Annotated in this window: 15 protein-coding genes; 5 read left to right on the top strand and 10 right to left on the bottom strand. The window is 43.6% G+C overall.

What is annotated here, in order from left to right:
* Positions 1 to 191: 191 nt before the first annotated feature.
* From AC5JM2_RS02590 to AC5JM2_RS02570, 5 genes are all read right to left on the bottom strand, one after another.
* Entirely contained in the window at positions 192 to 1,190 is a 999-nt protein-coding gene (locus tag AC5JM2_RS02590; RefSeq protein WP_495833353.1) for an ABC transporter permease subunit, read from the bottom strand.
* Positions 1,187 to 2,740, bottom strand: a complete 1,554-nt coding sequence (locus tag AC5JM2_RS02585) for a sugar ABC transporter ATP-binding protein (RefSeq protein WP_495833352.1) — start codon at positions 2,738 to 2,740, stop codon at positions 1,187 to 1,189. The genes AC5JM2_RS02590 and AC5JM2_RS02585 overlap by 4 nt, the downstream gene beginning before the upstream one ends.
* Before the next feature lie 147 nt (positions 2,741 to 2,887).
* The gene (locus tag AC5JM2_RS02580; RefSeq protein ID WP_495833351.1) at positions 2,888 to 3,925 is read right to left on the bottom strand and encodes an ABC transporter substrate-binding protein; all 1,038 of its coding nucleotides are present in this window, start codon (positions 3,923 to 3,925) and stop codon (positions 2,888 to 2,890) included.
* Between the two features lie 32 nt (positions 3,926 to 3,957).
* The gene (locus AC5JM2_RS02575; RefSeq protein ID WP_495833350.1) at positions 3,958 to 4,989 is read right to left on the bottom strand and encodes a substrate-binding domain-containing protein; all 1,032 of its coding nucleotides are present in this window, start codon (positions 4,987 to 4,989) and stop codon (positions 3,958 to 3,960) included.
* A 1,122-nt stretch (positions 4,990 to 6,111) separates the two neighbouring features.
* Positions 6,112 to 7,008 (bottom strand): inositol oxygenase family protein, encoded by an 897-nt coding sequence (locus AC5JM2_RS02570; RefSeq protein WP_495833349.1) that lies wholly within the window; start codon positions 7,006 to 7,008, stop codon positions 6,112 to 6,114.
* Between the two features lie 315 nt (positions 7,009 to 7,323).
* Between AC5JM2_RS02570 and AC5JM2_RS02565 the strand changes: the two genes are divergently transcribed.
* The 4 genes from AC5JM2_RS02565 (at position 7,324) to AC5JM2_RS02550 (ending at position 13,127) form a co-directional block, all read left to right on the top strand.
* Positions 7,324 to 8,361 (top strand): LacI family DNA-binding transcriptional regulator, encoded by a 1,038-nt coding sequence (locus AC5JM2_RS02565; RefSeq protein WP_495833348.1) that lies wholly within the window; start codon positions 7,324 to 7,326, stop codon positions 8,359 to 8,361.
* Positions 8,362 to 8,450: 89 nt separating this feature from the next.
* Positions 8,451 to 8,606 (top strand): SDR family oxidoreductase, encoded by a 156-nt coding sequence (locus tag AC5JM2_RS02560; protein WP_495833347.1) that lies wholly within the window; start codon positions 8,451 to 8,453, stop codon positions 8,604 to 8,606.
* Between the two features lie 1,040 nt (positions 8,607 to 9,646).
* Positions 9,647 to 11,263: an iron uptake porin gene (locus tag AC5JM2_RS02555; protein WP_495833346.1), complete on the top strand. Its 1,617-nt coding sequence runs from the start codon at positions 9,647 to 9,649 to the stop codon at positions 11,261 to 11,263.
* A 178-nt stretch (positions 11,264 to 11,441) separates the two neighbouring features.
* On the top strand, positions 11,442 to 13,127 hold the full coding sequence (locus AC5JM2_RS02550) for a M14 family metallopeptidase (protein WP_495833345.1): 1,686 nt from the start codon (positions 11,442 to 11,444) through the stop codon (positions 13,125 to 13,127).
* 417 nt (positions 13,128 to 13,544) lie between these two features.
* Here AC5JM2_RS02550 and lnt read toward each other — a convergent pair whose 3' ends face one another.
* The 4 genes from lnt to AC5JM2_RS02530 form a co-directional block, all read right to left on the bottom strand.
* Entirely contained in the window at positions 13,545 to 15,332 is a 1,788-nt protein-coding gene (lnt, locus tag AC5JM2_RS02545; protein ID WP_495833344.1) for an apolipoprotein N-acyltransferase, read from the bottom strand.
* On the bottom strand, positions 15,313 to 17,895 hold the full coding sequence (gyrA, locus tag AC5JM2_RS02540; protein WP_495833343.1) for a DNA topoisomerase (ATP-hydrolyzing) subunit A: 2,583 nt from the start codon (positions 17,893 to 17,895) through the stop codon (positions 15,313 to 15,315). The genes lnt and gyrA overlap by 20 nt, the downstream gene beginning before the upstream one ends.
* A 197-nt stretch (positions 17,896 to 18,092) precedes the next feature.
* Positions 18,093 to 19,397 (bottom strand): chloride channel protein, encoded by a 1,305-nt coding sequence (locus tag AC5JM2_RS02535; protein ID WP_495833342.1) that lies wholly within the window; start codon positions 19,395 to 19,397, stop codon positions 18,093 to 18,095.
* Positions 19,398 to 19,578: 181 nt separating this feature from the next.
* A complete protein-coding gene (locus AC5JM2_RS02530; RefSeq protein WP_495833341.1) occupies positions 19,579 to 21,135 on the bottom strand; it encodes a GMC family oxidoreductase in 1,557 nt (518 codons plus the stop codon).
* Positions 21,136 to 21,947: 812 nt separating this feature from the next.
* On the opposite strand from AC5JM2_RS02530, the gene AC5JM2_RS02525 reads away from it, so the two are divergent.
* Positions 21,948 to 24,233: an FUSC family protein gene (locus AC5JM2_RS02525; protein WP_495833340.1), complete on the top strand. Its 2,286-nt coding sequence runs from the start codon at positions 21,948 to 21,950 to the stop codon at positions 24,231 to 24,233.
* 167 nt (positions 24,234 to 24,400) lie between these two features.
* On the opposite strand, the gene AC5JM2_RS02520 is transcribed toward AC5JM2_RS02525, so the two are convergent.
* Positions 24,401 to 25,285, bottom strand: coding sequence for an RNA-guided endonuclease InsQ/TnpB family protein (locus AC5JM2_RS02520; RefSeq protein ID WP_495833339.1), 885 nt, complete (start codon positions 25,283 to 25,285; stop codon positions 24,401 to 24,403).
* Positions 25,286 to 25,375 lie beyond the last annotated feature (90 nt).

Raw genomic sequence — 25,375 nt, 5'->3', positions numbered from 1 at the left:
TACTTAAAGAGTCAAGACCATATTTTTTGGTGTGCTTTCAGCTTTTATTGCGTAATCTTGGAAGAAAAATGCCCAGTTCAATCAGTTAGATTTTGGCTTGGTGATGGCGGGCATTTTTTTGAGGAACATTTTAAGAGGTTTCTCTCCCAGTAATAAAGGCGTTTTATTCTTCACTAAATCCACGTGATGGTTCACCGTCTGGAACGTCTGCGCAGGCGATCCATCGTCACCGCCAAAATAATGACTAATCCTTTGACAACTAATTGCCAGAAGTAAGACAAGTTCAACAAAGTCAAACCATTGTTGAGAATAGCAATGATCAATGCACCAAGAAGGGTTCCCCCAATCGTGCCAATACCGCCTGTAAAGCTAGTTCCACCAAGAATAACAGCAGCGATCGCATCCAACTCGTAACCAGTACCCACGATCCCACTAGCACTATAAAGACGGCTGGCACTCATTATTCCTGCCAAACCTGCCAGTAATCCACTGACGCCATACACAAATAGCAACACCCGATCAACTTTAATCCCAGTTAATCGTGCTGCTCGCTCATTACCACCCACTGCATATATTTGCACCCCCAAAACAGTTTGTCGCAGGACAAACCAACTCACTACTATACTCAGTAGCGCAATGATTACCAGCCAAGGAAGGGGACCGACATAGCTATTGCCTATCCAAGCAAAATTTATGTCACGGTTAATAACCGTTGTACCCTTGGCAACCAAAAAGGCAACACCCCGCAAGGCAGTCAGTGAACCCAGCGTGACGATAAAAGGTGGCACATCCAAAAAAGTGATCAGAGCGCCGTTAACTAAGCCCAAAAGCAATCCTGCAAGCAAACCAGCAGGTATAGCCGCCCAACCTATAGCGGGAAGTAGCGATACCAGCACCGTAACTACGGCAGAAACAGCCAATATTGATCCAACTGAAAGGTCAATACCTCCAGTCAGAATTACAAACGTCATTCCCGTTGCTAGGACAATATTGATTGATGCCTGACGCAATATATTAACAATATTAGCGCCTGTGAGGAAGCTGGGAGAAAGAAATGTAAATAAGATACAGATAATTATTAGAATCGGCAGAATACCTGCAACCTCAAGCAGAGTGCTGATTGATTTGCGGTTGCGCTGCGTTGAATTCTTGTCTGCTTTATTATTGGCTGGTCTTATTGTCTGACTCATGATGCTGATACCTCCGATGCTCCAGTTGCATAGTGCATAATATTTTCTTGGGTAATTTCTTTACCAAGACTGCCGTCAAGTTCGCCTACTAGCTGCCCTTCTCGCATCACTAAGACGCGATCGCTCAAGCCCACAACTTCCGGTAGTTCGCTCGAAACCATCAGAACCGCAACACCTTGTGCTGCTAACTCGCTGATAATTCGGTAAATTTCGCTTTTGGCACCGATATCTACACCGCGTGTCGGCTCATCCAACATCAGTACTCTCGGCTTAATCGCTAACCAACGTGCTAGCAGTAGCTTCTGCTGATTACCACCAGAAAGATCCACCGCTCTGATTTCCAAATTCGCCAGCCGGATATTGAAGTCTTCCACCGCTTGCGTCGCCAATAGATTGACTGAACCCCAGTTGACGACACCAGCCTTTGCATCCTGCTTGAGTGTGTTAATGGCTATATTCTTACGGGAACTCATCTCCAGAAATAAACCCTGGTCTTTGCGGTCTTCTGGGACGTAACCAATTCCAGCATTAATGGCATCACCGGGGCTATTAATATTAAGTTTCATACCATTGAGGAAGACTTCACCACTTACCTTGCGATCAGCACCAAAAATCAGCCGGCATACTTCCGTTCGTCCTGCACCAACTAGCCCCGCTAGACCGACAATTTCGCCAGCGCGAAGTTGAAAACTAGTTGGCTCAACCTTGCGTCCATCACTGATATTTGTGACTTCCAATCTCACTGGACCGGGGTTGGTTTGCCGTTGATGTTCGTAAAAGTCCTGCATCGAGCGACCGACCATCATTTGTACCAATCGCTGTGCAGAAATTTCATCCCGTGTCAAACTGCCAATGTATTGACCATCCCGCAGCACGCTAATCCGGTCAGCCAAAGCATATATTTCTTCCATGCGGTGACTGATGTAGATAATGGCAATGCCGTCGCTTTTTAGTCTGCGAATTACCTCAAACAAGCGCTCTGTTTCGCGGTCAGATAGTGCTGCTGTTGGCTCGTCCATTACCAAAACGCGGCTATTGTCCTTCAGCGCCCGCGCAATTTCCACCTGCTGTTGTTCGGCGACTACCAAGCTACCAACCACTGTTTGTGGTGTAAAACTCGCTCCGAGGCTTTGAAGCACTTTCTGTGCTTCCAGTTCCATACCTTTGCGGTCTAAAAGCTGACCTCGGCGCAACTCGCTACCCATAAAAATATTTTCGGCAACGGTTAAATTAGGTGCAACGTTCAGTTCTTGATAAATGAGATTGATACCTGCCTTGCGTGCTGAAGCTGGATCGGTAATTTTTATAGGGCTACCGTTGATGCGAATCTCGCCTTCATCAGCAATGTAAGCCCCAGCAAGGATCTTCATCAATGTGCTTTTGCCTGCTCCGTTCTCACCCATGAGGGCGTGAACCTCTCCTGGGTAAATCGTGAGATTGACATTTTGGAGGGCAGGTACACCATTAAATCGTTTAGCAATCCCTTGCATTTCTAATACAGGGGTAGCAGTTGGTACATGAGGAAAAGAGGTTTCAATATTTGTTGTCATGATCTGTTCCTCTAAAAACAATTGAAAATTTGCGTTTTTGAGTTAAAAATTTCAGCAAATCACATTTGATGTGAAATGAAAGCCGTTACAAAATCATCTTTGGAAAACTCAGCACTGATGAACAGTGACTTTCACAATTTTGATTACTTACCAACCTTTTTCTGTGCTGACGTTGTCTTTTGTAATCAGCTTGGGTGTCAGCAGAATGGTGGAACTGCTAGGTTTTTTACCATGCAAGATGTCGTTACCAACCTGAACTGCTTGTGTAGCCATACCTCGGGGATTTTGAGTAGCAGTCGCAGCATATATACCATTTGTGTCAGCGATCGCTTTGATTGCTTCTGGTGCACCATCAACCCCAACAATAAAGAAATCTTTACGTCGTGCTTGTTTAGCTGCTAGTTCTGCTCCCACCCCGCTTGGATCGTTGATTGCAAAAACAGCATCAATTTTCGGAAAGGTTGTCAGTAAATCAGTCATGACTCTAAGTCCTCCATCCCTACTTCCTTCTGCATTCTGGTTTTTAGAAAGTATTTTTAGATCAGGATATTTGGACAATACCTTTTCGCAACCACTAACTCGCTGAAGCACCGATTCCACGGGAGGACCGTTAACTATGACTACATTGCCTTTGCCTTTGAGGCGATCGGCAATATATTGGCAACCCAGTTCTCCAGCTTTGACATTGTTAGTCGTAATGGTGGCGTCCACACCTCCGTCAGCACCTGTATCTACCGCGATCACAATTTTGCCTGCTTGTTTCGCCCTTTCAACTGCTGGCTTAATGCCAGCTTTATCAGCAGCATTCAGAACAATGATGTCAGTATTTGCCGCAATGAAATTTTCAATTTGGTTGGTTTGTTGGTTGAGGTCATAGGCACTGGAAGCCACAATAACTTTGACATCATTTCCCCCAATTTTCTTCGCTGCTGCCTCAACTGCCTGCCCCATAACAACAAAGAAGGGGTTACTTAGATCGCCAACGGTGAAGCCAACTCCTCGTAATTTTGCATTCTCAGTTACACCTTTACTCTCTGCACTAACATTGGTAGCAGTGTTGGTCTCAGTATTGGTATCAGTGTTAGTAGCAGTGTTGCCATTTTGAGAGTTATTTGTGCAACCAATAACAGTACTACTGACTAAACCGAATATGCTAGCTAGAATCGCAATCCTTTTCACATTCATCTATCTCCTAGAGGTAATTTTATTTTTATGAATTACCAGCCTTTGTAAGTACCAAGGTTCTCTCGGGTTACCAAGTTGACTGGAATCAGAATCTCGGAATGACTGGGTTTTTTGCCCTGGATAACATCGTTGCCAATCTCAACGGCTTTTTGAGCCATTGCGGCTGGATTTTGGGCAGCAGTTGCAGCAAATACACCATCTTTGTCTTCCATTGCTTTGGTTGCATCTGGTGAACCATCAACCCCAACAATAAAAAAATCTTTGCGTTTTGCTTGCCTAGCTGCTAAATCTGCGCCTACACCACTTTGATCGTTAGTGGCAAAAACCGCATCGATTTTGGGGAAAGTTGTCAGCAAATCACTCATGACTCTAAGTCCTCCATCCCTTGTCCCTTCGGCGTTTTGGTCTTTAGAAATGAGTTTGATCTCAGGATATTTGGACAATGACTTTTCGCAGCCACTCACTCGCTGATTTATTGAGTCCATCGGCGTACCGTTGAGGATGACTACATTACCTTTGCCTTTGAGGCGATCGCCAATATATTTGCAAGCAATCTCTCCAGCTTGCGTATTGTTAGAACTAATCATCGCATCCACATCTGCATCAACGGCTGAATCTATCGCAATCACAACTCTACCTGCGTTCCTGGCTTGGTCAATTGCTCCTTTTATTCCTTTTTTGTCAACAGCGCTCAGGATAATTAAGTCAGTATTCGCAGCAGTGAAATTTTCAATTTGGTTGGTTTGTTGGTTCAGATCAAAAGCACTGGAAACCGCATTAACTTTGATGTTATTACCCCCGATTTTCTTGGCTTGTGCCTCAGTTCCCTTATGTACTGCTACGTAGAAAGGATTACCCAAGTCGCCAAGGGCAATACCGATTGTTTGCAATTTTCCTTTTGGAGTATTACCCTGACTCTCTAAACTCATGTTAGTAGCAGTGTTAGTAGCGGTGTTTGTACCAGTATTAGTAGCAGTGTTACTTTTTTGAGAGTCATTTGTGCAACCAATAACACTACTACTGACGAAACCTAATACGCTAGCTATGAGTGAAATTCTTTTCATATTTATCTGTATTCAACAACGCATTTAAATTTGAGGAAGGTCAGTAGAATATAGATCTGCAAAGTCATCCAAACACTAACTAGGTCTGAAGTTTTCAGACCTAATATAGTGACACTGCTAGCTTTTACAATTTCAACTTTTCTCAAACGTCTTATGATTTTATGTGATTTGAGTTAGTACTATTAGCTCCACTCTATTTGATGTTTTGTTTGTTCAGCAAAATTATGAACGCTACACTACGTCAAAAAATCACATATTTTTTCTGTGAAAATCGATTTAGAAGTGCGTGGTCTGAAAACAGCTTACTAAATTTTTAAGAACTTTATGTTATCACAATTGCGTCTTTCTTATTTGAGTTTATATTATTTTTTCTGCAACCTTGCCAAAATAAACCTCCTTGAGCAAAACACCTTTACTACAAGAAGCATACTTATGTCATTCAAACTCTTTTTATCAAAGTATTTGCGACAGTTAAGCTGCTTTTAACTTATGTCTAATTTAACTATAATTACTACCCTACATGAAATGACGTTCATAAAATTTAACACCCTATTTGGAAAAAGTTTTCTTTTCAATTCTATATTTTTGGGAGGGGTAGGAACTTGGAGTACAGCACCATGTGTGAAAATCATTCTTCCTTGTTTTAAAATTTTACCCAAATATACTTGTCAATATAGTCCAAGTGAGGGATAGTTTGAATCCGAGTACGAGGCATTACTGTCCTTAAATAATACTATTTCTGGCAACTTGGTATTGGAAGTCGCTTTAACTGAACGATGTCAGTGGTTAATGAATAACCCAATGGTTGTCAAAACAGAAGTTGGGTTTGCTTAGATCTATTCAATGTAACGATATGTACCAAAGCTAACTTTGGCAAAATGATAGAAAAGCAAAATTTTTCTGCCTGATTTTTGATCAAGAACATTTGCACACTTGTTTTATACATTTACAAATGTCAATGTGCTGTTCAGATTTGAAGAAACACTCCACCCACTCTAAGTTTACTGAAGAACTTTTGCTCATCATTATAAGCAAATAATAATCATGTTCTCTACAAACGCGCATCAAATATGATGGCTGTACGGTGTTTTTTAAATCCCTGCCTTTGCGACTACCGGATATTTAGAATTTTAATGTTGAAGGCAAATACTTAGCCACTAAATCTTCATAGTATGGTCTTAGTTCTTGCCACTTTGGAGGATTGGGGTTTTTGGAATACAAATCGTAGGGATTGAATAACTTCACCCATTTAAACATTTCTTTATCGTGTTCATCCATTAAATGTTCGTAGGCATTTTCACGGTGTTGAGGATAAAATGAGTGATAGCGGAAGATATACAATGCGGGTTCGGGCAAATAGGGTTTCATTATGCGATAAAAATACTCATCATGGCCCCACGACATGTGCACATTACGAAATCCACAATGTGGCTGGTAAACACCATATTTAGTGTTATATTTCGGGTTATTGTAATCAGGATTCTCTTTGAAAAGTTCAAAGAAAACAATTTTATCAGAGAATGCACAACCCACAGGATAGGTATCACCTACGGTGCCCCATTGAGGTTCCCCAAACAGACAAAGTACCTTCCCCATATCGTGCAAGAAGCCGGTAAGTATCATCCAGTCAGGATGACCATCAGCGCGAATAGCTTCTGATGTTTGCAACAAGTGCTGTAATTGGTCTAGGTCTGTATCAGGATCTGAATCATCAACCAATTGATTCAAAAATTTGACTGCCTCCCAAACAGGCATTTCTGCCTTATCAAACTTTGAAAACTCTTCTTCTTTCTGTAGTACAAAATCATATGTTTGATTCATATGATTTAACCGATAAAACTCTTTGACTGTATCTCGCTTAGGCGTTTCGTAATTCCTGTACTCAACGGTAGTTTTACCTTTTTTAACTATCGTATCCGCATCAGGATAGCAATTCAGTAAGTCTTCTTCCCATTGTTCTAATGAATGTAAGGGATTGTTTTGAACTTGATCGATAAAATTATTCAGAAGTTGAGACATATCTTCTCACTTTCTACTTTTTGATCTTGATTTGTTAAATGAGACTTTAGCACTGCGTTGATGCACAGGTGTGCATCAGAATGATTATTTTTATTTTTGCACACGTGTGCAAAAGCGTATATTAAGTTTCTTTTCCTCTTTGTATACTTGTGCATCAACAGCATACGTGTCCATCTTGCCAACTTTACTTTTCTTTAGAGAAAGCCTCTGAGAAGATTTGTATGAAAATATATCAACAAAATGATGAAAACTCCCTTATTACTTTATAATTTATCTTATTATGCACACGTGTGCAAAAAATATGTAAGATAGCAAATGAGCAAACGAAGAATTTCAATCGAAGATATTGCTAAAAGAGCAGGCGTTTCTCATTCCACGGTTTCACGCGCTTTGCGAGATAACTCTCTGATTAGCCCAAAGGTGCGAGAGGAAATTAAACAACTGGCACAGGAGATGAACTATGTGCCTAATGCTATTGCCCAAAGCTTGCTTTCTTCACGCACCAATACCATTGGGGTAGTAGTAACTTCAATCGCAGATCCCTTTTACGCCGAGGTAGTAGAGGGAATCGAACAGGTAGCCAGATCGGCAGGGCTGAGTGTTGTATTAAGTGCTTCACACCGAGATGTTGAGCAGGAAATAGCCGCTATTGATCGTTTTCATCGCCGCAGAGTGGATGGTATATTGCTAACCGACTCGCGAATAAGTAAACAGCATACGCAGCAACTAGCACAAATTGCTGTGCCAACAGTTCTGATTAACAACCAGACTAAAGATCAATCAGAAATGTTTTACTCAGTAGAAATAGACGATCACTTAGGTGCTCGATTGGCCGTAGAGCATCTAGTAAGTTTAGGACACAATTCTATAGGTTACCTGGGTGTGGGCGATCGCAGCAGGTCAAACCAACACCGCCTGGAAGGATATCAAATGGCTCTTACTGAAGCTAACCTACCACAAATTAGTGATTGGGTTGCAATCAGTGATGAAGACTATGCAAGAACAAACGATGTTGTTATTGGCCAAAAGATGCTACCTAAACTATTCACTACCGGGGTAACTGGCATCTTTTGTTACAACGATATGGTAGCAGTTGGCGCTCTCTTGGCTTGCCGGGAACTAAGTATTTCTGTACCGCAAGATTTAAGTCTAGTCGGATTTGATGGTATTGCTGTGTCTGGTTACGTTACGCCGCCACTGACGACAATTTGCCAGCCAATGTTGAAAATTGGTTCTGATGCTATGCAAATGCTACTCGATTTATTGGAGGAAAAAAGTGTGGAAAACCGCGTTTTGTCTCCTTTTCTGTTAAAGCGGGGTACTAGTGGGGCATTAAGAAATGACCACACATAATTTAGTGGTGCTATCACTTCTTAATAAATTTTAAGCAAACAAAAATTGGAGAGCAAAATCGAGATTTACTCCTAAATGCAGATGGAAGTTTGAGCGATCGCGGACAAAAAATCATTCATCATACCCCTGCTGGACGTTTTGGAGAACCGGACAAATTACTCAGCACCTTGATTTGGTTATGCAGTTCTGGTTCTAGTTTCGTCAACGGAGTCGTTGTGCCAGTAGACGCTGGGTTTAGTATCTAGAGTGGAGTTTGAAAATGCATTCACTAGCTGTAAGGAGTGGAACACTTTATAATCTAAAATAGATATTTTTATTTTCTAAAAAATAATTTAACATTTTCTCTTTGCTCATTTATTTTTTAGAAAATAAGGCGTATGAGCTTGAATGATTCTATCATATTTTTTTGTTAAAATCAAAAAACTTTTGAGTTAATACATCTTTACTTTTCAAAAGCAAAAAAAATAAAAATAATCCAAAAGAAATGGTAAGCTAATGAAAATTAAATAGAATGCATCATTAAAAAAATGAAATTGACTTACTTAAGAACCTGCTGAATTAAACAAATGAAGCGTTGAGAGATTGAGTTATTCATAAATATGCTAATTGCAGGATAAAGATAACGGCGATTAGTACATAGTCAAAAGTTTGATGACTCTTCGACTGAAAGTTAGATTGAAGAATTAAGCGTATAAAAAGAAAATACTTGGCTGAAAGCTTCAGTCAACGGACTTTGATTTAGCAAGAATACAAGAAAGTATGCTTGCAACAAAGTAAGGCGATTGAGACATTTTTGAAAAACAACAATACTGTGAGCCACTACTATGTTACGGCGGAAATAAAGCTACCCTAGTGGGAACGGCCACGCCTTAAGGTGAGACCAGCGCTGCGGGAGGGGAGCCAGTGCGGTCTTGGGGTCTCCCCAAGTAGAGCACCTGGCGTTTTCCCTCCGCAGGCGACTGGTTCACAACTCCAAATCAACGAGAAGTTTATAATGTAAGCTTTTTGACTTTTGAACGTTGGAACCAAACCCAATAATATCAAGCGTTTGTTGGGTTTTGCTTACGCTCCAAGCGACACTTTGTATCTGCTTTAAAGACACTACGCCAACAACGGGGCGGCAGTTGCTATCCCTATGGAAAACCTTCTGGCGGGCGTCTACAACGGGAGTAACTCCCTTCAAAAATACAAACCAGCCGAGCATGCAGTTTTATTAAGGCAACAACCACCAATGGCACATTTAAAACTGATGACGGCCTGATCACGGCAAAGTAGTTGAAAAACAATGATGAAAAAATTTTTATACAGTTTTGTGCTTCTGTTTTTGACATGCCCAGCAGTCTGGGCTGCACCTTTAGAAAATACTTCTAATACAGCAAATGTTAACTCTGGAAACTCGCAGGAACAAGTCACCTCAGTTTCCAAGCTTTCTGATGTCAAACCAAGCGATTGGGCATTCGCTGCATTGCAATCGCTGGTAGAACGCTACGGCTGTATTGCAGGTTATCCCGACTCTACCTATCGCGGCAATCGTGGCTTGACCCGTTATGAGTTTGCAGCTGGTTTAAATGCTTGCTTGAACCGGATTAATGAGTTAATTGCAACAAGTACGAACGAGCTAGTCAACAAGGAAGATTTAGCAGTGCTGCAAAAGTTGCAGACAGAGTTTACCACAGAACTAACAACTCTGCGTGGGCGGGTGGATGTGCTAGAAGCACGTACTGCAACATTGGAGGCGCAGCAGTTTTCCACTACTACCAAATTGAATGCTCAAGTTATTACCGCTATTAGCGATACCTTTGGTAACGGAGTGGGTGGCAATCGCGATCGCTCGAAATTCTACTTTGCGGATCGTGGTCGTCTCAACTTTGAGAGCAGCTTTACAGGCAAAGATTTGTTACGAGTCCGTCTGGAGTTCGGCAACTTCTTTGATTCTAATGGCAAGAGTCAGATTGAGTTGGCGACAGGTACCGGGATGACGAGGCTGAACTTTGATTTTGATAGCAGCAATACCGTCACTATTCCTCACATTCGTTACTTTTTTCCTGTGAGTGATTCTGTTTCTTTTGTCGTTGGACCCACAGGTATTGGCTACACCGACATCACAGACACCGTGACTCCTGCCACTATTGCCGATGACGGCAACGGGGTTCCGTCACTGACTGCGGAATACGATCCCATCTTCCGGCGAGGTGGTGGCGGTGCTGCTGTGAATTGGAACATCAATAAAGACCTGATTCTAACTCTGGGCTATTTGGCTGATAACCCCAATATTCCATCTGAAAAAAATGGGTTATTTAATGGTGGCTACAATGCGTTGGCACACCTGGTGTATTACGGTAAACAAGGGGCGGTTGGAATCGCCTACTCTCATGGATATGCCGCACCTGGGGGGGTTAATCTCACAGGCGTGACAGGTAGTATTCTGTCAATTTCTCCCTTTGGAAACCGCATTCCTACTTCCAATAACATAGTGAGTGGACAGGCATACTATCGCTTTTCTCCAAACTTCCAGATACATGCTTGGGGCGGATATATTTGGGCAAATGCCGAGAACTCTAATTTCAGTGATATTTCTAATGGTAGGGGTCAAACAGATTCACTTTTCGTCAGAAGTGGTGACAATGCCAATCTCTGGTATGGGGCGATCGGTGTGTCATTTCCAGATGTCGGGGGTAAGGGTAACCTACCAGGAATTGTCTTTGCTGTGCCACCACATGTGTCCAGCAGCGATGTCCGTAAAGAGGGGGACAACGCTTACCACATCGAAGCATTTTACCGCTGGCGGCTAAACGACAACATCTCGGTAACTCCTGGTTTTTGGGTAATTATTAACCCGGAAAACAACAGCAAAAATGATACGCAATACGTGAGCGTGCTTCGCACTACGTTCGATTTCTAAATCCATTAGGACTTACGCACCATCTGCTGTGAAACCCGGTTTCTTCGTTCGTATTCGGTTGCGAAACAGACTATTTTTGGAAGACACCGGATTTTTTTTCAAGCGGAAGCTTTCACTGCATAATATGAAATGAGCAGTTAAATGCGTAATTATTAGCTGGTTACAACGTTGTTTTACCATGCCAGACGTTCGGTTCGATAAATATTACGGTTATGAAGATTTAACACGTATCCTCCATGCTTATGCTCAGGAATTTCCCACACTTGTGGGTATTGAAAGCATTGGCAAGAGCTACGAAAATCGTGACATTTGGCTGCTTACAGTCACCAATTTTGCCACAGGTTTGGATAGTCAAAAGCCTGCTTTCTGGGTTGATGGCAATATCCACGCTGCAGAAGTGGCAGCGTCGAGTGTGTGTTTGTACTTGCTACAAACATTAGTAATAAGCTACGGAACTCACCCAGATGTCACTCGTTGTCTTGACACACGCACCTTCTACATTTGCCCCCGCGTTAACCCTGATGGAGCTGAGTTGGCATTGGCGAAGTCGCCGAAATTTATTCGCTCCAGTACCCGTCCCTATCCCTATGATGAGGAAGGTGACGACGGTTTAATCGTTGAAGATATAGATGGCGATCACCGCATATTGATGATGCGAATTCCTGATCCCAACGGAGTCTGGAAAATCTGCCCAACTGAACCACGCCTATTAGTACCCCGTGAACCAACAGAAACAGGTGGTCAGTATTACCGTGTGCTGCCAGAAGGGCGTATAGAAAATTACGATGGAGTCCAAATTCACCTCCAGCCTACTAAGCAGGGGTTAGACTTAAACCGCAATTTTCCCAATATGTGGCGACAAGACCATGAACAGGCAGGATCTGGTTCTTATCCTACATCTGAGCCGGAGGTGCGAACGCTTGTACAATTTATCAGCACTCATCCAAACATCACAGGAGCGACTACGTTCCACACCTTCAGTGGTGTTTTATTACGCCCCTACAGCTATGAGAGCGATGAGGAATTACCTGTTAAAGACTTGCGTACTTACCAACGCATCGGCAGAAAGGGTACTGAGCTAACTCAGTACCCTGCTATTTCTGGATTTCATGAGTTTCGTTATCACCCCAAACAGGTTATCGGCGGTACTTTCCACGACTGGGTTTATGAACACCAAGGTCTCTTTGGTTGGACGGTAGAAGTTTGGAGTCCACAGCGCCAAGCCGGTATTACTGAGTACAAATATATTGAATGGCAAACTGAACACCCCTTAGAAGATGACCTCAAGCTACTACAGTGGAGCGACGAAAAATTAGGAGGAAAAGGCTATGTAGAATGGTATCCATTCGACCATCCCCAACTTGGTTCAGTTGAACTGGGTGGTTGGGATACTATGTATGCTTGGTCAAATCCACCACCAGAATTTCTGGAGAAGGAAATTGCCCGTTTTCCTGACTGGCTAGTGTGGCATTTATTAATCTCTCCCTACTTGGAGATTTACGAAGCTAGTGTCCACAGCTTGGGTGATGGTATTTATCGAGTAAGGCTAGTTGTACATAATACAGGCTGGCTACCCACCTACATCACCGAAAAAGCTCTAGAGCAAAAGCTGGTACGAGGTTGTATCTGCAAAATTGAGTTGCCTGTTGGTGCAACTTTAGAGACAGGTAAGCTGCGTGAAGAGTTGGGTCAATTAGAAGGACGCGCCTATAAACCCTCAGCTCCGATTAGGCGACATGCAGACTCTACCCAAGACAGAGCAAAGGTAGAATGGGTCGTGCGTGCGCCTCAAGGTGGTATAGTTAAACTGTCAGCCCGTCATGAGCGTGCGGGAGTTATACATACTGAGTTGAATTTGCAGTAAATATACGGAATTAATGTGATGCCTATCATACAAGCGGCTATCCAAGGCAGCAATGAGCAAAAAGTCGTCGAATTATAACTCCACTTTAGCCTACCTACAATTGTTTTCAACTCAACTTTATCGAACTATAACCCAATAGGGTTGCTGTTAGTAGTGTTTAGTTTTGTTAAGATCCCCCAACAGAGTTAAAAAGCTTGCTCAGTTCCCTCCTTTTTAAGGAGAGCCAGCGCGTTGCGCAGCCAGTGCTGCAGGAGGTGAGACCAGTGCTGCGGGAGGGTTTCCCGACAGCCAGGCATCTGGCGTTAGCGCAGCGAGACCGGAGGTCTTCCCCGAAGGGGTTTCCCTCCGTAGGCATCTGGCGTTGAGGTTCCCTCCGTTGTAGCGACTGGCGTGGGCTAGGGAGGATCAATCCTTAACTCAACTATTTTGAACTATACCTATCAACCATGCTAATATTCCCGCTCCCAACAATAACGGCGTCAACCAATCACCCCAACGCACGTATAAAGTTTGAGTTTGTCGTCGATAAATCGTTTCTGCATGCACTTCATACGTGTTATGTCCAGATATCCACACTGTTTTGCCGTGGGGATTAACAAAAGCTGAATATCCTGTATTAGTTGCCCGTACCGCCCATCTATCAGTTTCTATTGCCCGCATGATATCCTGTGCGTGGTGCTGCGCTGGCATAGCTGCACTGTAATGAGCATCGTTTGAAGGACTCAATATAAATTGCCCACCCGCTGCAGCTTGACGGCGAAATTGCCCAGAAAACGCAGATTCGTAACAGATACCAACAATAGCCCGACCAAAAGGTGTGTCAAATAGCTGATTTGGCGAACCAGGAACTTGATGTTCATCCAAAGGCGATAAACGGCTAATAATACCACCTAAAATTGATTCAAACGGAATGTATTCCCCAATCGGAACCATCTTTGCTTTACCATAGCGACTTTTGATCTCACCGTCGCCAGCGACTGTAAATAAACTATTTGTATAGCTGGTTCCCTGTTTGTAAAAACCGCCAATCCATGCAACCACACCTTTTTCCCGCACTGCTGCAACCATTGAACTACGTATAACTTGATTTTGGAAAAAAGGTAAAGCACCTTCTGGCGTTAGTACTGCATCTACATTTTTATTTGCTAGTTTCAAATATCCGGTGGTGTAACCTTCAATGGCGCGACGAAAGCCTTCGGGGTAAAGCTTGATTTCATTGGGGACATTTCCCTGAACAATCCCCACTTTTAGTGCTGCTTCTGCTGGTTGGGTAAGAGGACGGCTGTATAAACCAAATCCGATGAGGTGGAGAGTGATCAAGAGTGCTGTAGCACTTGATAAATAAACGAACCGCTTTAGCGCAGGGTGTCCCCAGGACATAGACGAGGCAGTGCGTTGCGGAGCCAGTCCTGCAGGAGGGTTTCCCGACAGAGGGATCTGGTGAGACAGCGCTGCAGGAGGGTCTCCCGACCTAGGCGACTGCGAACCCGAAGGGCGTTGGGGTTCCCCCCGTTGTAGCACCTGCCGTGCCAACAACGCAGAGGAGAAAATAAAGTTTTTCTCTGCGTTCTCTGCGTCTTGGCGGTTTATGAAAGCTTCAGCAATTAAGCCATTCACTGCAACAATAGCAGCTGTCACTACACTAGGTCCAGAAAGTTGACCAAGGTGTAAAATAACAAGATTATGCGGACTTTGAGTGTAAGAAAGAGAACTCCACCAAAGAGGTCCCGCACTCCAAAGCGCTTCTAATCCACACCATAAAGCTGTGCCAATTAAGACACGCGCCAAGCCATTGTGAATAGAACGAGAAATCACTCGCATTCCTGTTGCCCAACTCGCCACTAATGCAGCTCCCCAAAGGGTAATGAATAGCCAGCAAAAAAGGGCGATCGCCAAACTTGCCAACCAAGGAACACCCATCCAAGTCATCGGGTGAATCCCGGTAATCCAGGATAGGGCAATTCCGTGATATCCAATACCCCAGGCAAGGGCGAGGGTGAGGGAGGGAGATAGGTTTTTGCGTTGTGCAGAACGAATAACTAATATCCACAGGGGAGCAAGGGAGAACCATGCGAAGAACCATGCACCAAAAGGTGCAACACTCAGTCCCATCAAAACTCCACTACATAGAGCAATTATGTAAGGGATCAAGTTGGTAAACTTGTTCCCCTGTTTCCCCTGCTTCTTACTCTGCTTCTGCTGCATCTCCACTATCGGGGGGAACTATTGCCACTCCCGTGATCACGTCATCTTCGTCTAGACGCTGCACTCGTACTCCTGTTGCTGATCGCGATTGGACGGATATCGCATTCACTGCCTGACGTATGATAATACCGCGACTGGTAACCATCATAGTTTCATCGTCACTGTTGACAATATGCAGAGTTGCGAGCTGGTCTTTGATTTTACGATTTTTGAACTTAGTTGCTGTTAAACCCTGACCAGCACGGTTTTGCAGACGGAACTGGGCAACTGGTACGCGCTTGCCGTATCCTCCCATTGTAATCACTAACACCCAAGGTCCTATACTGCCGTTGGCTGGAACTTCGGTAGACTCTTCATTTTCAATCTCTTCCGTTTCGACTTCCTCAATTTCGGGTTCTGTTTCTGTATTCAAAGTGGCAAGAATGGCAGCGGGGAGAATATCCATTCCTACTAGTTCATCTTCTTTCTTGAGTTTCATGGATTTCACCCCACGAGTTGCCCGACTCAAAGGACGCAGTTGTTCGTGGTCGCATCTAAAGTGAATTGCTACACCCCGACGGGAACCGATGATCACGCTGTCTTCAACTCTGGCGCGTCGCACCCAACGGAGTTGGTCGCCTTCTTCCAAGGAAATGGCAATCAAGCCGTTAGCACGAATGTTGCTAAACGCTGCTAACTCGGTTTTCTTGATATAGCCACCCTTGGTCAACATGACCAAATACTCATCACTGCTAAATTCTGTAACAGGGACAATTGAAGTGATTTTCTCCTCTTTGGGAATGGGTAGCATTTGCACAATTGGTGTGCCGCGACTGGTACGGGAACTAATGGGGATTTGATACGTTTTTAGGCAGTAAACAACGCCTCGTTCGCTAAAAAATAGAACGCTGTCATGGTCACAGCAAGTCAAGAAATGCTCAACGTTATCATCTTCTTTCATCTTGGCAGCTGCTTTGCCTCTGGTTGCACGGCTTTGTGCCTCAAAGGTATTCACTGGCATTCGTTTGATGTAACCTTGCTCAGTCAGCAGAATCAGAGCTTTTTCATTGGCTATGAGGTCACGCTCATCAATTTCTCCTTCCAGGGGTGAAATGACCGTGCGGCGAGGTGTGGCGTGTTTTTCCCTAAGTTGCGTAACTTCGTTTTGAATGATTTCTAAAATCCGCTCTCGCCGTGCCAAGATATCCTGCAAGTTAGCAATTATTGCCTGCAATTCCTCGTGTTCTTGACGGATTTTGTCTGCTTCTAGAGCTGTTAAACGCCGCAGTTGCATTTGCAATATTGCATCTGCTTGCGCTTCGGAAAGTCCGTAGGTTGTCATCAACTCGCCTTTGGCTGTTGGTGCATCAGGTGCGTGGCGAATTAAGTTAATAATTTCATCTAAATGCCCTAAGGCAATCAACAAACCTTGCAGTATGTGGTCACGTTCTTCGGCTTTACGCAGTTCGTAACGGGTGCGTCTGGTAATAGCTTCAACGCGGAAATCCAAAAAGACTTGCAAAAAGTTCTTCAGGGTAAGTATCTGGGGTTCGCCATTCACCAGCGCCAGCATGTTTGCCCCAAAGTTGGCTTGTAGTGGCGTTTGCTTGTAGAGGTTATTTAAGACAACTCGGGGATAAGCATCACGCTTGAGTTCTATAACGATTCGCATGCCATCGCGATCGCTTTCATCCCGAATATCGGCAATTCCCTCGAGCCTTTTTTCGTTGACCATTTCGGCGATTTTTTCTATCAACGCCGCCTTGTTGGTTTGGTAAGGCAATTCGGTGATGATAATTGCGTCTCTGTCAGGACGTCCACGCTGTTCAATTGTTTCAATTGTAGCCACGCCGCGCATGGTGATTGAACCGCGCCCGGTCGTATAAGCTTCTTTAATTGCTGTCATCCCTAGAATCTGACTTCCAGTAGGAAAGTCAGGTCCGGGGATATACTGCATTAACTGAATGTCGGTTATTTCTGGATTTTGAATTAGTGCTACCAACCCATCAATCAATTCAGCCAAGTTATGCGGGGGGATGTTGGTTGCCATACCCACGGCAATCCCAGAGGAGCCATTGAGCAGCAACTGCGGGATACGTGCTGGCAAGACTGTTGGTTCTTGCTGGGAAGCGTCGAAGTTGTCGATGAAATCTACTGTTTCCGATTCGATATCTTGCAGAAGAGCATCGCTGGTTAAAGCTTCCAAGCGGCATTCTGTGTATCGCATTGCCGCTGGTGGATCGTTGTCTACCGAACCGAAATTTCCATGCCCTGCGATCAGGGGAGATCTCATGGAAAAATCCTGCGCCATCCGCACCAAAGCGTCATAGACTGCTGTGTCGCCGTGGGGGTGATATTTACCCAACACTTCCCCTACCACACGAGCGCATTTACGAAAGGGGCGATCGGCACTCAACCCGAGTTCATGCATTGCGTAGAGAATGCGACGATGCACAGGTTTCAGACCATCCCTGGCGTCTGGTAGTGCCCTACCTACAATGACGCTCATTGCGTATTCCAAATATGACCGGGACATTTCAATCCGCAGGTCAGTAGGGATAATCCTCTCCTGAGAGGTTGTCATAACCCAAAAAACTCCAAAAATTGCAAATTTTAGGCTTTTTACTGGGAAAAAATGATTTTTTTTCCCAGTTATTGCTGAATCACTGCTATAATCTGATACAATTATAGCATCTTTTGCCCTTTTCTGGGTTGTACGGTAAGCAGTAAGCAGCTATGCTAAGCTGTTTTTAAGCTGTTAATTGATATCTAATAACTAAATTATTGATTAGTGATCACTGTTTGTTGTTCAGACTTGAGTTGAGAAGCAATAAAGGGTACCTTAGGAGCAAGAAAAAATCCAATCAGACTGGCAAACAGAATTGGAGTCAAAGGACTAAAATTTGTCAATTTTGACAGTAGCAAGGTTGTACTGATAGGTGTGCGTGTGACAGATACATTGATAGCCGCCATTGTACAAATCATGGCAAGGGTGGGATTGAGTCCAGGAATCAAGGCTGCGACAGCTTTACCAATACAAGCACCAATGAAAAATAACGGAATGATAAATCCACCGCGCCATCCACCACCTACAGTTATGCTAATGGCAGCCATTTTAGCTAAGGCAAGTGTAAATAAGAAAATAACAGGAAAGCTTTGATTAACAACCTCATTTAACTCCTCATGTCCAAAATAACGGGTGAGAGGTAAGAAAGTTGCTAAAATGCCCAATCCCAACCCCGCTATGGTTGTGCGTAGATAAATTGGTCCAGGAATCAAGGCAAAAATTCGGTCACATCCGCGAAAAATGCCCATAAAAATCCATCCTGCCACGACTCCTACAATCCCAAACATGATAGCTACAGCTAAATCATCAATGCTATCTAGGTGGTACTGGGGAAAATGCCAGGTTGGTGCAATTCCCAAATGTGTAATAGCTGCAAAGACGAGATAACTTGCGCAACTTGAAACAATAGCTGGCATCAGCGCTTCGTAGTACTCCACAATATGCTGATGGTGCAAAATTTCTAGGGCGAACATTGCACCACCAAGGGGTGCGCCAAACAAAGCAGTAAAACCCGCAGCCATCGCTGCTAAACTCATAGATCTGACATCTTCACCTTCGAGTCTTAAACGGTCAGCTACCCAAGTGCCAAAAGAACCTGTAACCTGTACCAGTGGTGCTTCTGGTCCGGCGCTGCCGCCAGCTGATATACTAACTAAGGAAGCAAGAATCATTGAAGGATTTTTGCGAGCATCCAGCCGTCCGCCCCGAAAATGGATGTTATCGACAACAACGGCAATTTCACCAGGATTACCAAGGAAATGAATCACTAAACCAATGGCTAAACCGGCTAATGGCATGACTAACAAAAGACTCAAACCCTGAAATCTTTGCAGTCCGTGAGTCATCAGTTCTAGAATATTCCAGTACAGCCCAGCAAATAAACCACAAAAAGTTCCCACAATAGCCCAGCTTAAAACCCAACGTGAAATCATGAAAGGATGACGTCTTGCTCGTCCGAAGAGTTGAGAAAAAGTCCAACGTTGAGTTGATTCAGTAGGAGGGCGCTTGTTTGGTAGCACTGCTAATTTCCCTGTGTAAGTGAAACGAAAAATACAAAATTTGTTCTTTTTCTATGCTAAATCCCAGTAGCACCTGACTTTTTACGGAATTGACGAAAAAGGGAGATTTGAACTATTTAGCTCAACCTGTACTATGATTTTTTCAGGAACTGCAAGACTCGGTGAGACAGCGCTCCCTTGTCTACGCAGTTTTTAAAGACACTTGCTCTAAAACACGTCCTGCGGCTTTAATCAAATTGGCTGCCTTTTCGGCAATCATAATTGTGGGTGCATTCGTATTTCCCGTAGTGAGGGTTGGCATAATTGATGCATCCACAACTCGCAACCCCTCAACACCATGTACCCGTAGTTCGGGATCTACAACTGAATCGGCGTCAGTTCCCATTTTGCAAGTGCCGACAGGGTGGTATACAGTGTCGCAGGTTTCTCTGATATAAGCTCGCAGTGCTTCATCGCTAGTTACATTGGCACCAGGAGCAACTTCCTCGCCTCGGAACTCATCAAATATACTTGAGTTAAACAACTGGCGGATAATTTTAATTCCTGCAACTAGCTTTTGCACATCGGATTCACTCTGGAGATAGTTCATTCGGATTATCGGTGAATCATTGGGGGAAGCAGAACGCAGACTGACACTGCCGCGACTTTGGGGATTAGTCACACACACTGTAGCTGCGAATCCCGAACCTTCGCGGGCATAAGCAGGATGTGTCCACAATACAGGAGCAGAGTAAAACTGTAAATCTGGCGCAGCATCTAAACGACCTTCAGTATACAGAAACAATCCAGCTTCCGCGATATTGCTGGTTGAGGCAGGTTGCGGCAGATCCTGGGTGGCTTGATGTGCCACAGCGACGTGAAGGTGATCTTGAAGATTCTGACCAACACTAGGTAAATTAACAACTACGGGAATGTCGAGCGCTCGCAGGTGTTCTGCATTCCCAATTCCAGAAAGCATCAACAGTTTGGGCGAATCGAACGCGCCAGCAGAAAGAATCACTTCCTGGTTCACAAAGGACTGGTGTATCGTTCCCTGGTGTATGTATTCCACCCCAACTGTGCGCGTCCCCTCAAATAATAACCGAGTCACTAACGCACCAGTAGTAACTGTTAAGTTAGGGCGATCCAAAATAGGTACTAAAAACGCTGCCGCTGCACTGTGTCGCTTACCATCTTTGATGGTTAATTGATACAGTCCTGCGCCTTCTTGTTGCTCTGCGTTGAAGTCGAGATTGCGTTCGTAGCCAAGTGCGACGGCAGCTTCTACAAATCTTTGTGATGTCACCGCTGGGGCAATTGGATCGCTAACGCTCAACTCCCCATCGACACCGTGAAACTCGGATGCTCCCCATTGCTGGTTTTCAGACTTCTTGAAGTATGGCAATATATCTTGGTAACTCCAACCAGGATTACCTAACTCTTGCCAGCGATCGTAATCATGACGGTTGCCTCGGATGTAGATCATGGCGTTGATCGAACTACTACCGCCCAGGACTTTACCACGCGGACAGTAGATTTTGCGCCCATTGAGGTGTGGTTCTTCTTCTGTAAAATATGCCCAATCCATCTCACTACCCCAGAGTTTGATCCAACCTAGAGGAACTTCGTGTTCTGGTAAGTTAGGCGGATTGCCTGCTTCCAGCAACAACACAGTTGTTTTACCGTCTTGTGTCAAACGATTGGCGACGACACAGCCTGCTGAACCTGCACCAATGACAATATAATCGTATTGAGTCATAACATCCTCACTTGTGTTTTGGTATCAGCTATTTTTGCACTTTAAATAAGCTCAGTTTATTACTTTTATTGTATAAAATTTCATTTTTTTGAGTTTTCCTCTGTATTATTAACTTTCAATTTATTAGTAATAAGCTTTGATTCACATTTAACAAATATCATGTGACAACCATTACATTTATTATGAGTTTTTTAAAAATTACTTCCTTCCCGAAGAATACCTAAGTGTAGTAATAAGTAGGTCAACATAAAAAAACGTAAAATCTATAAACCCGGTTTCTTAAAGAAACCGGGTTTATGACACCACGTATTTTATGTTTTATTTGGTGGTTCTACTTAACTGCTAATAAAGTCTTTCATCACTTGGGAATCGTTAGCTATAGCTCTGAGTTTTTCTGCTTCAGGATTACTGGTAAAATGCAACTGAGCATTAGCAATCAACTTGGCTAATACTGTTTCACTTTAACGTTTATACAAATAGGAAGCAGGGGGAAAGAATTAGAGATTAATCATTTGTATCAGAATTTTCGTGAAATGGTATAAGTAGCCTTATAGCAGCTTCATCAATGGCACAAATTTTGAATATAGCGTTTCTCGGTTGCGTGCAATACACCAGTGTAATGAAAGTGCATACACTTTCATTACACTGGTGGTGGTGTATGTGATTCAAATGACAATCGCTATATTAGGGCGGGGAGTGTCAAAGCTGATTCACCTCAAAGGCATATTCCTTTACAGAGTTCTATGTGGATAAAATTCTGTAAGAGGCGCTCTGCTTTGTACTTTTTTCATTTACAATCGCCAGCCTAATAAATGCCATTTACAGATAAACGTCCTTTCAATTGGTTGTTGCAGCAGTTTCAACTCAAGCCAGGTAAGCCCGCGATTTTCTCTGGATTGCGTAGCCTTATTATACTGGGTGTGCCGATTGGAGTTGGAGTGATTACAGGTCATGCTGCTACGAGTGCGATCGCCACTATGGCAGCTTGGTTCGTTGGTATGGTAAATGTTGACGGAACCTATCGCCAGAGAGCAACTGCTATGATAGCAGCCACTGTGGGGCTGACTACGGTGTTCCTGATCGCGAGTCTGGTTAGCAGTCATCTTTGGTTAGCAGTTCCAACGACGTTCGTTGTGATATTTATAGCAGGTTTAGCAGGATTGTATGGCAGCGTGGCTGCATCTGTTAGCTTGGTGACTTCGATCATGTTTGTGATCTCGCTTGCTAAATTTGCTTCATTTTCCAATTTCTCTACTCTTATTCAACACTGCGCGCTATGTCTGGCTGGTGGAACATGGACAACTGTGTTGTTATTAGGAGTATGGGTGGTGCGTCCTAACGTACCTGCAATGGAGGTAGTCGCTAACTGTTATCTCTCGTTGAGTAAATTTATAGACTTGGCAAGCCAGAGAACATTAAATCCAAATAACCGTCAGGAGTGGAAACAGCGATTTTTGCAAGCGCAAGATACTGTTATTCAAGATTTGACATCTGCCCGTAGCGTCTGGACAGCTATATGGACTAGGCAAAAAGGAGCTGATTTGCGGGGAAATAGCTTACTGTTGTTGATTGAGGATGTCAATCAAATTGTGAATTCTGTTGTAGCACTGAGGGAACTGTTGGTGATTGCATCCGAACATCAACTATTTTCTCGGTTACACAAAGAAATTCAGCAAGTCATACAACAGTTGGCAATTGCTTTGAAAATGTTGTCAAAAGCGATCGCCAAAGGAAAAAACTCATCTCACCTGGGGGATCTGGATCGGACGGTTGAAGCACTAGAACATCAGTACAAGGTTCTACGTTCTCAAGTCCTCAATCAAAAGATAAATGTTCAGACTGATGAATATTCCGATCTACTCAACCTTGAAAAGATTACAGCCAGTCTTAAAAATCTGGCACAGCAAATTTATACTGACGCGGAAATTGTTACAGATTTAAGACAGGGAAAACAGCGTAGCATTGCCCAGCGAGACATTTCCCCTCCAGCACAGTCAGAGCGTTCTACAATTATTGATACACTGCGGAATAACTTTACTTTTGATTCAGTTTTGTTTCGTCATGCGTTGCGCCTAGCACTGATCACAACCCTGGCTGAATTACTTGCTTCACTATTGCAACTACCTAGAGGTTACTGGATAACCCTAACAGCTTTAGTTGCGCTTAAGCCCAACTATGGTGGAACATCCGAGACAACAATACAAAGAGTCATCGGTACTATTTTGGGTGGAATTATTGGGATTATTCTGGTCTTATTAGTTAAGAATTCTTTGGCGATCGCAGTCTGCTTCCTGCTGCTCGTGTTTACTGCTATGTCAGTGCGACCATTAAGCTATAACATATTCACTATACTGCTCACTCCTGCAATCATCTTGCTACTTCATCTTATTAGTGCAGGTGGTTGGCAAGTTGGAGTTTTGCGTATCGTTGATAGCCTAGTTGGGGGTGTTTTAGCAGTGCTTGGCAGCTATTTGCTTTTTCCCCGTTGGGAACGACACCAACTTCCTGCACAACTGGAAAAGACCATTCGAGCAAATCTTACCTACTTTCAACAGGTCATTGCTAACTATCTCCATCCACACCAGGATGCATCTGCTGATTCTATCAATATGCTACGCCATCAAGCGGCATTAGAAAACGTCAATGCTACCGCCGCCGCTCAACGATTGTTCAGCGAACCTCGTCACGTCCAGGGAGAAATCGAACCTGTAATGACGCTGATGGTATACATTCGTGGCTTTTTCAGTTCGGTGACAACTCTGGCAGAACATCTGCGGGAATTCAGTGGTGAGTACCAATTTACTGAACTCAAACCACTTGCCGATACCATTATCCAAATTTTGGAAAACTTAGCAGATGCCCTTAGACAAGGACAGCCACCCCAACCATTACCAGCGCTGGATAGCTATCTTGAAGCCATTCACAACCAAATTGAACAGCTACATACCGCTCGTTTATCAGAAATTGCCACAAATTCCAACACTTTAACTCCCACATTACAAGCCGTTCGAGAACAAACTCCTCTATCCATAGAACTAGATCGAATTGTTAAAGAAATTAAAGTTATGCACTGTGTAATTGCCCGTCTGGAAGAATAGTTTTATAAGGAAAATACCGAAAACCTAGTTCATTCCTATGCCGCCACAGCCGTTATATAAAGCCTACCCAAAGTTACCCATCGCTGGAAATATTTACCTTGGGCTTTGTTTACTTCCTGCTTCATTCTGGTAACGTCGGCGTTATCCAGTCCACAGGCTATCACTGCCTAACTGGCAGCTTTAGACAAATTGATTGCAGCGTTTAAATCGCGGTCAATGACAAAACCGCATTCGGAACATTCAAACACTCGCTCGTTCAAGGTAAGTGTTTCTTTTTTGGTTCCGCAGTTAGAGCAAGTTTTACTAGATGGAAACCATCTATCAACTACGACAAGTTTAGAACCGTACAGTTCGCACTTGTAGGTTAACTGGCGTCGGAACTCGAAAAACGACATATCAGCAATCGCTTTAGCCAGTTTGCGATTCGCCAACATTCCAGACACGTTGAGGTCTTCAATGACTACTGTACCGTGGTTCTTAGCCAGTAGTGTTGTGAGTTTGTGCAACGTATCTTTGCGGATGTTGGCAATCTTTCTGTGAAGCCTAGCAATTTGTAACTGTGCTTTCTTCCAGTTAGCCGAACCAATAACTTTATGACGATTCAACCATTGCATCCTGCTCAACTTGGCTTCATACTTCTTGTACGATTTTGCGCCTACGATTACCTCGCCAGTACTGAAAGTAGCCAAAGACTTAACACCAAGGTCAACACCTACAACGTCTATATGTTCTGAGTTTTGTGTTTCTACCTCAAACCGAAAACTAATAAACCATCTTGTTGCCTCGCGGCTAATTGTTATAGATTTTGGTTTGACCTGTGGCAATCGCTCATAAGTTTTAAGGACACCAATCACAGGCACTTGAATCTTGTTATTACCTAGAATTTTGACAGTACCTTCCAAGGTGAAAGAGTCACGCTTACCTTTTTTCTTAAACAATGGATGACCAGCCGTTTTGTTAAAACAACGTTTCCAAGCCTCGCGTAACGCCATCAATGCTTGTTGTGGTGTGGATTTGCTGACTTCGTAATACCATTCATGTTCAGATTTCACTAGCGCTACTAACCACCTATGCAAGTCAATAGCTGAGGGAAGTGCGATTCGTTGCTTAGTGAATCACGGTAATCAGCCCGTACATAACTA

The sequence above is a fragment of the Brasilonema angustatum genome (genome assembly GCF_059505445.1).
Note: the sequence above shows the minus strand (reverse complement) of the source record. Positions and strands in the feature narration are given on the sequence as shown.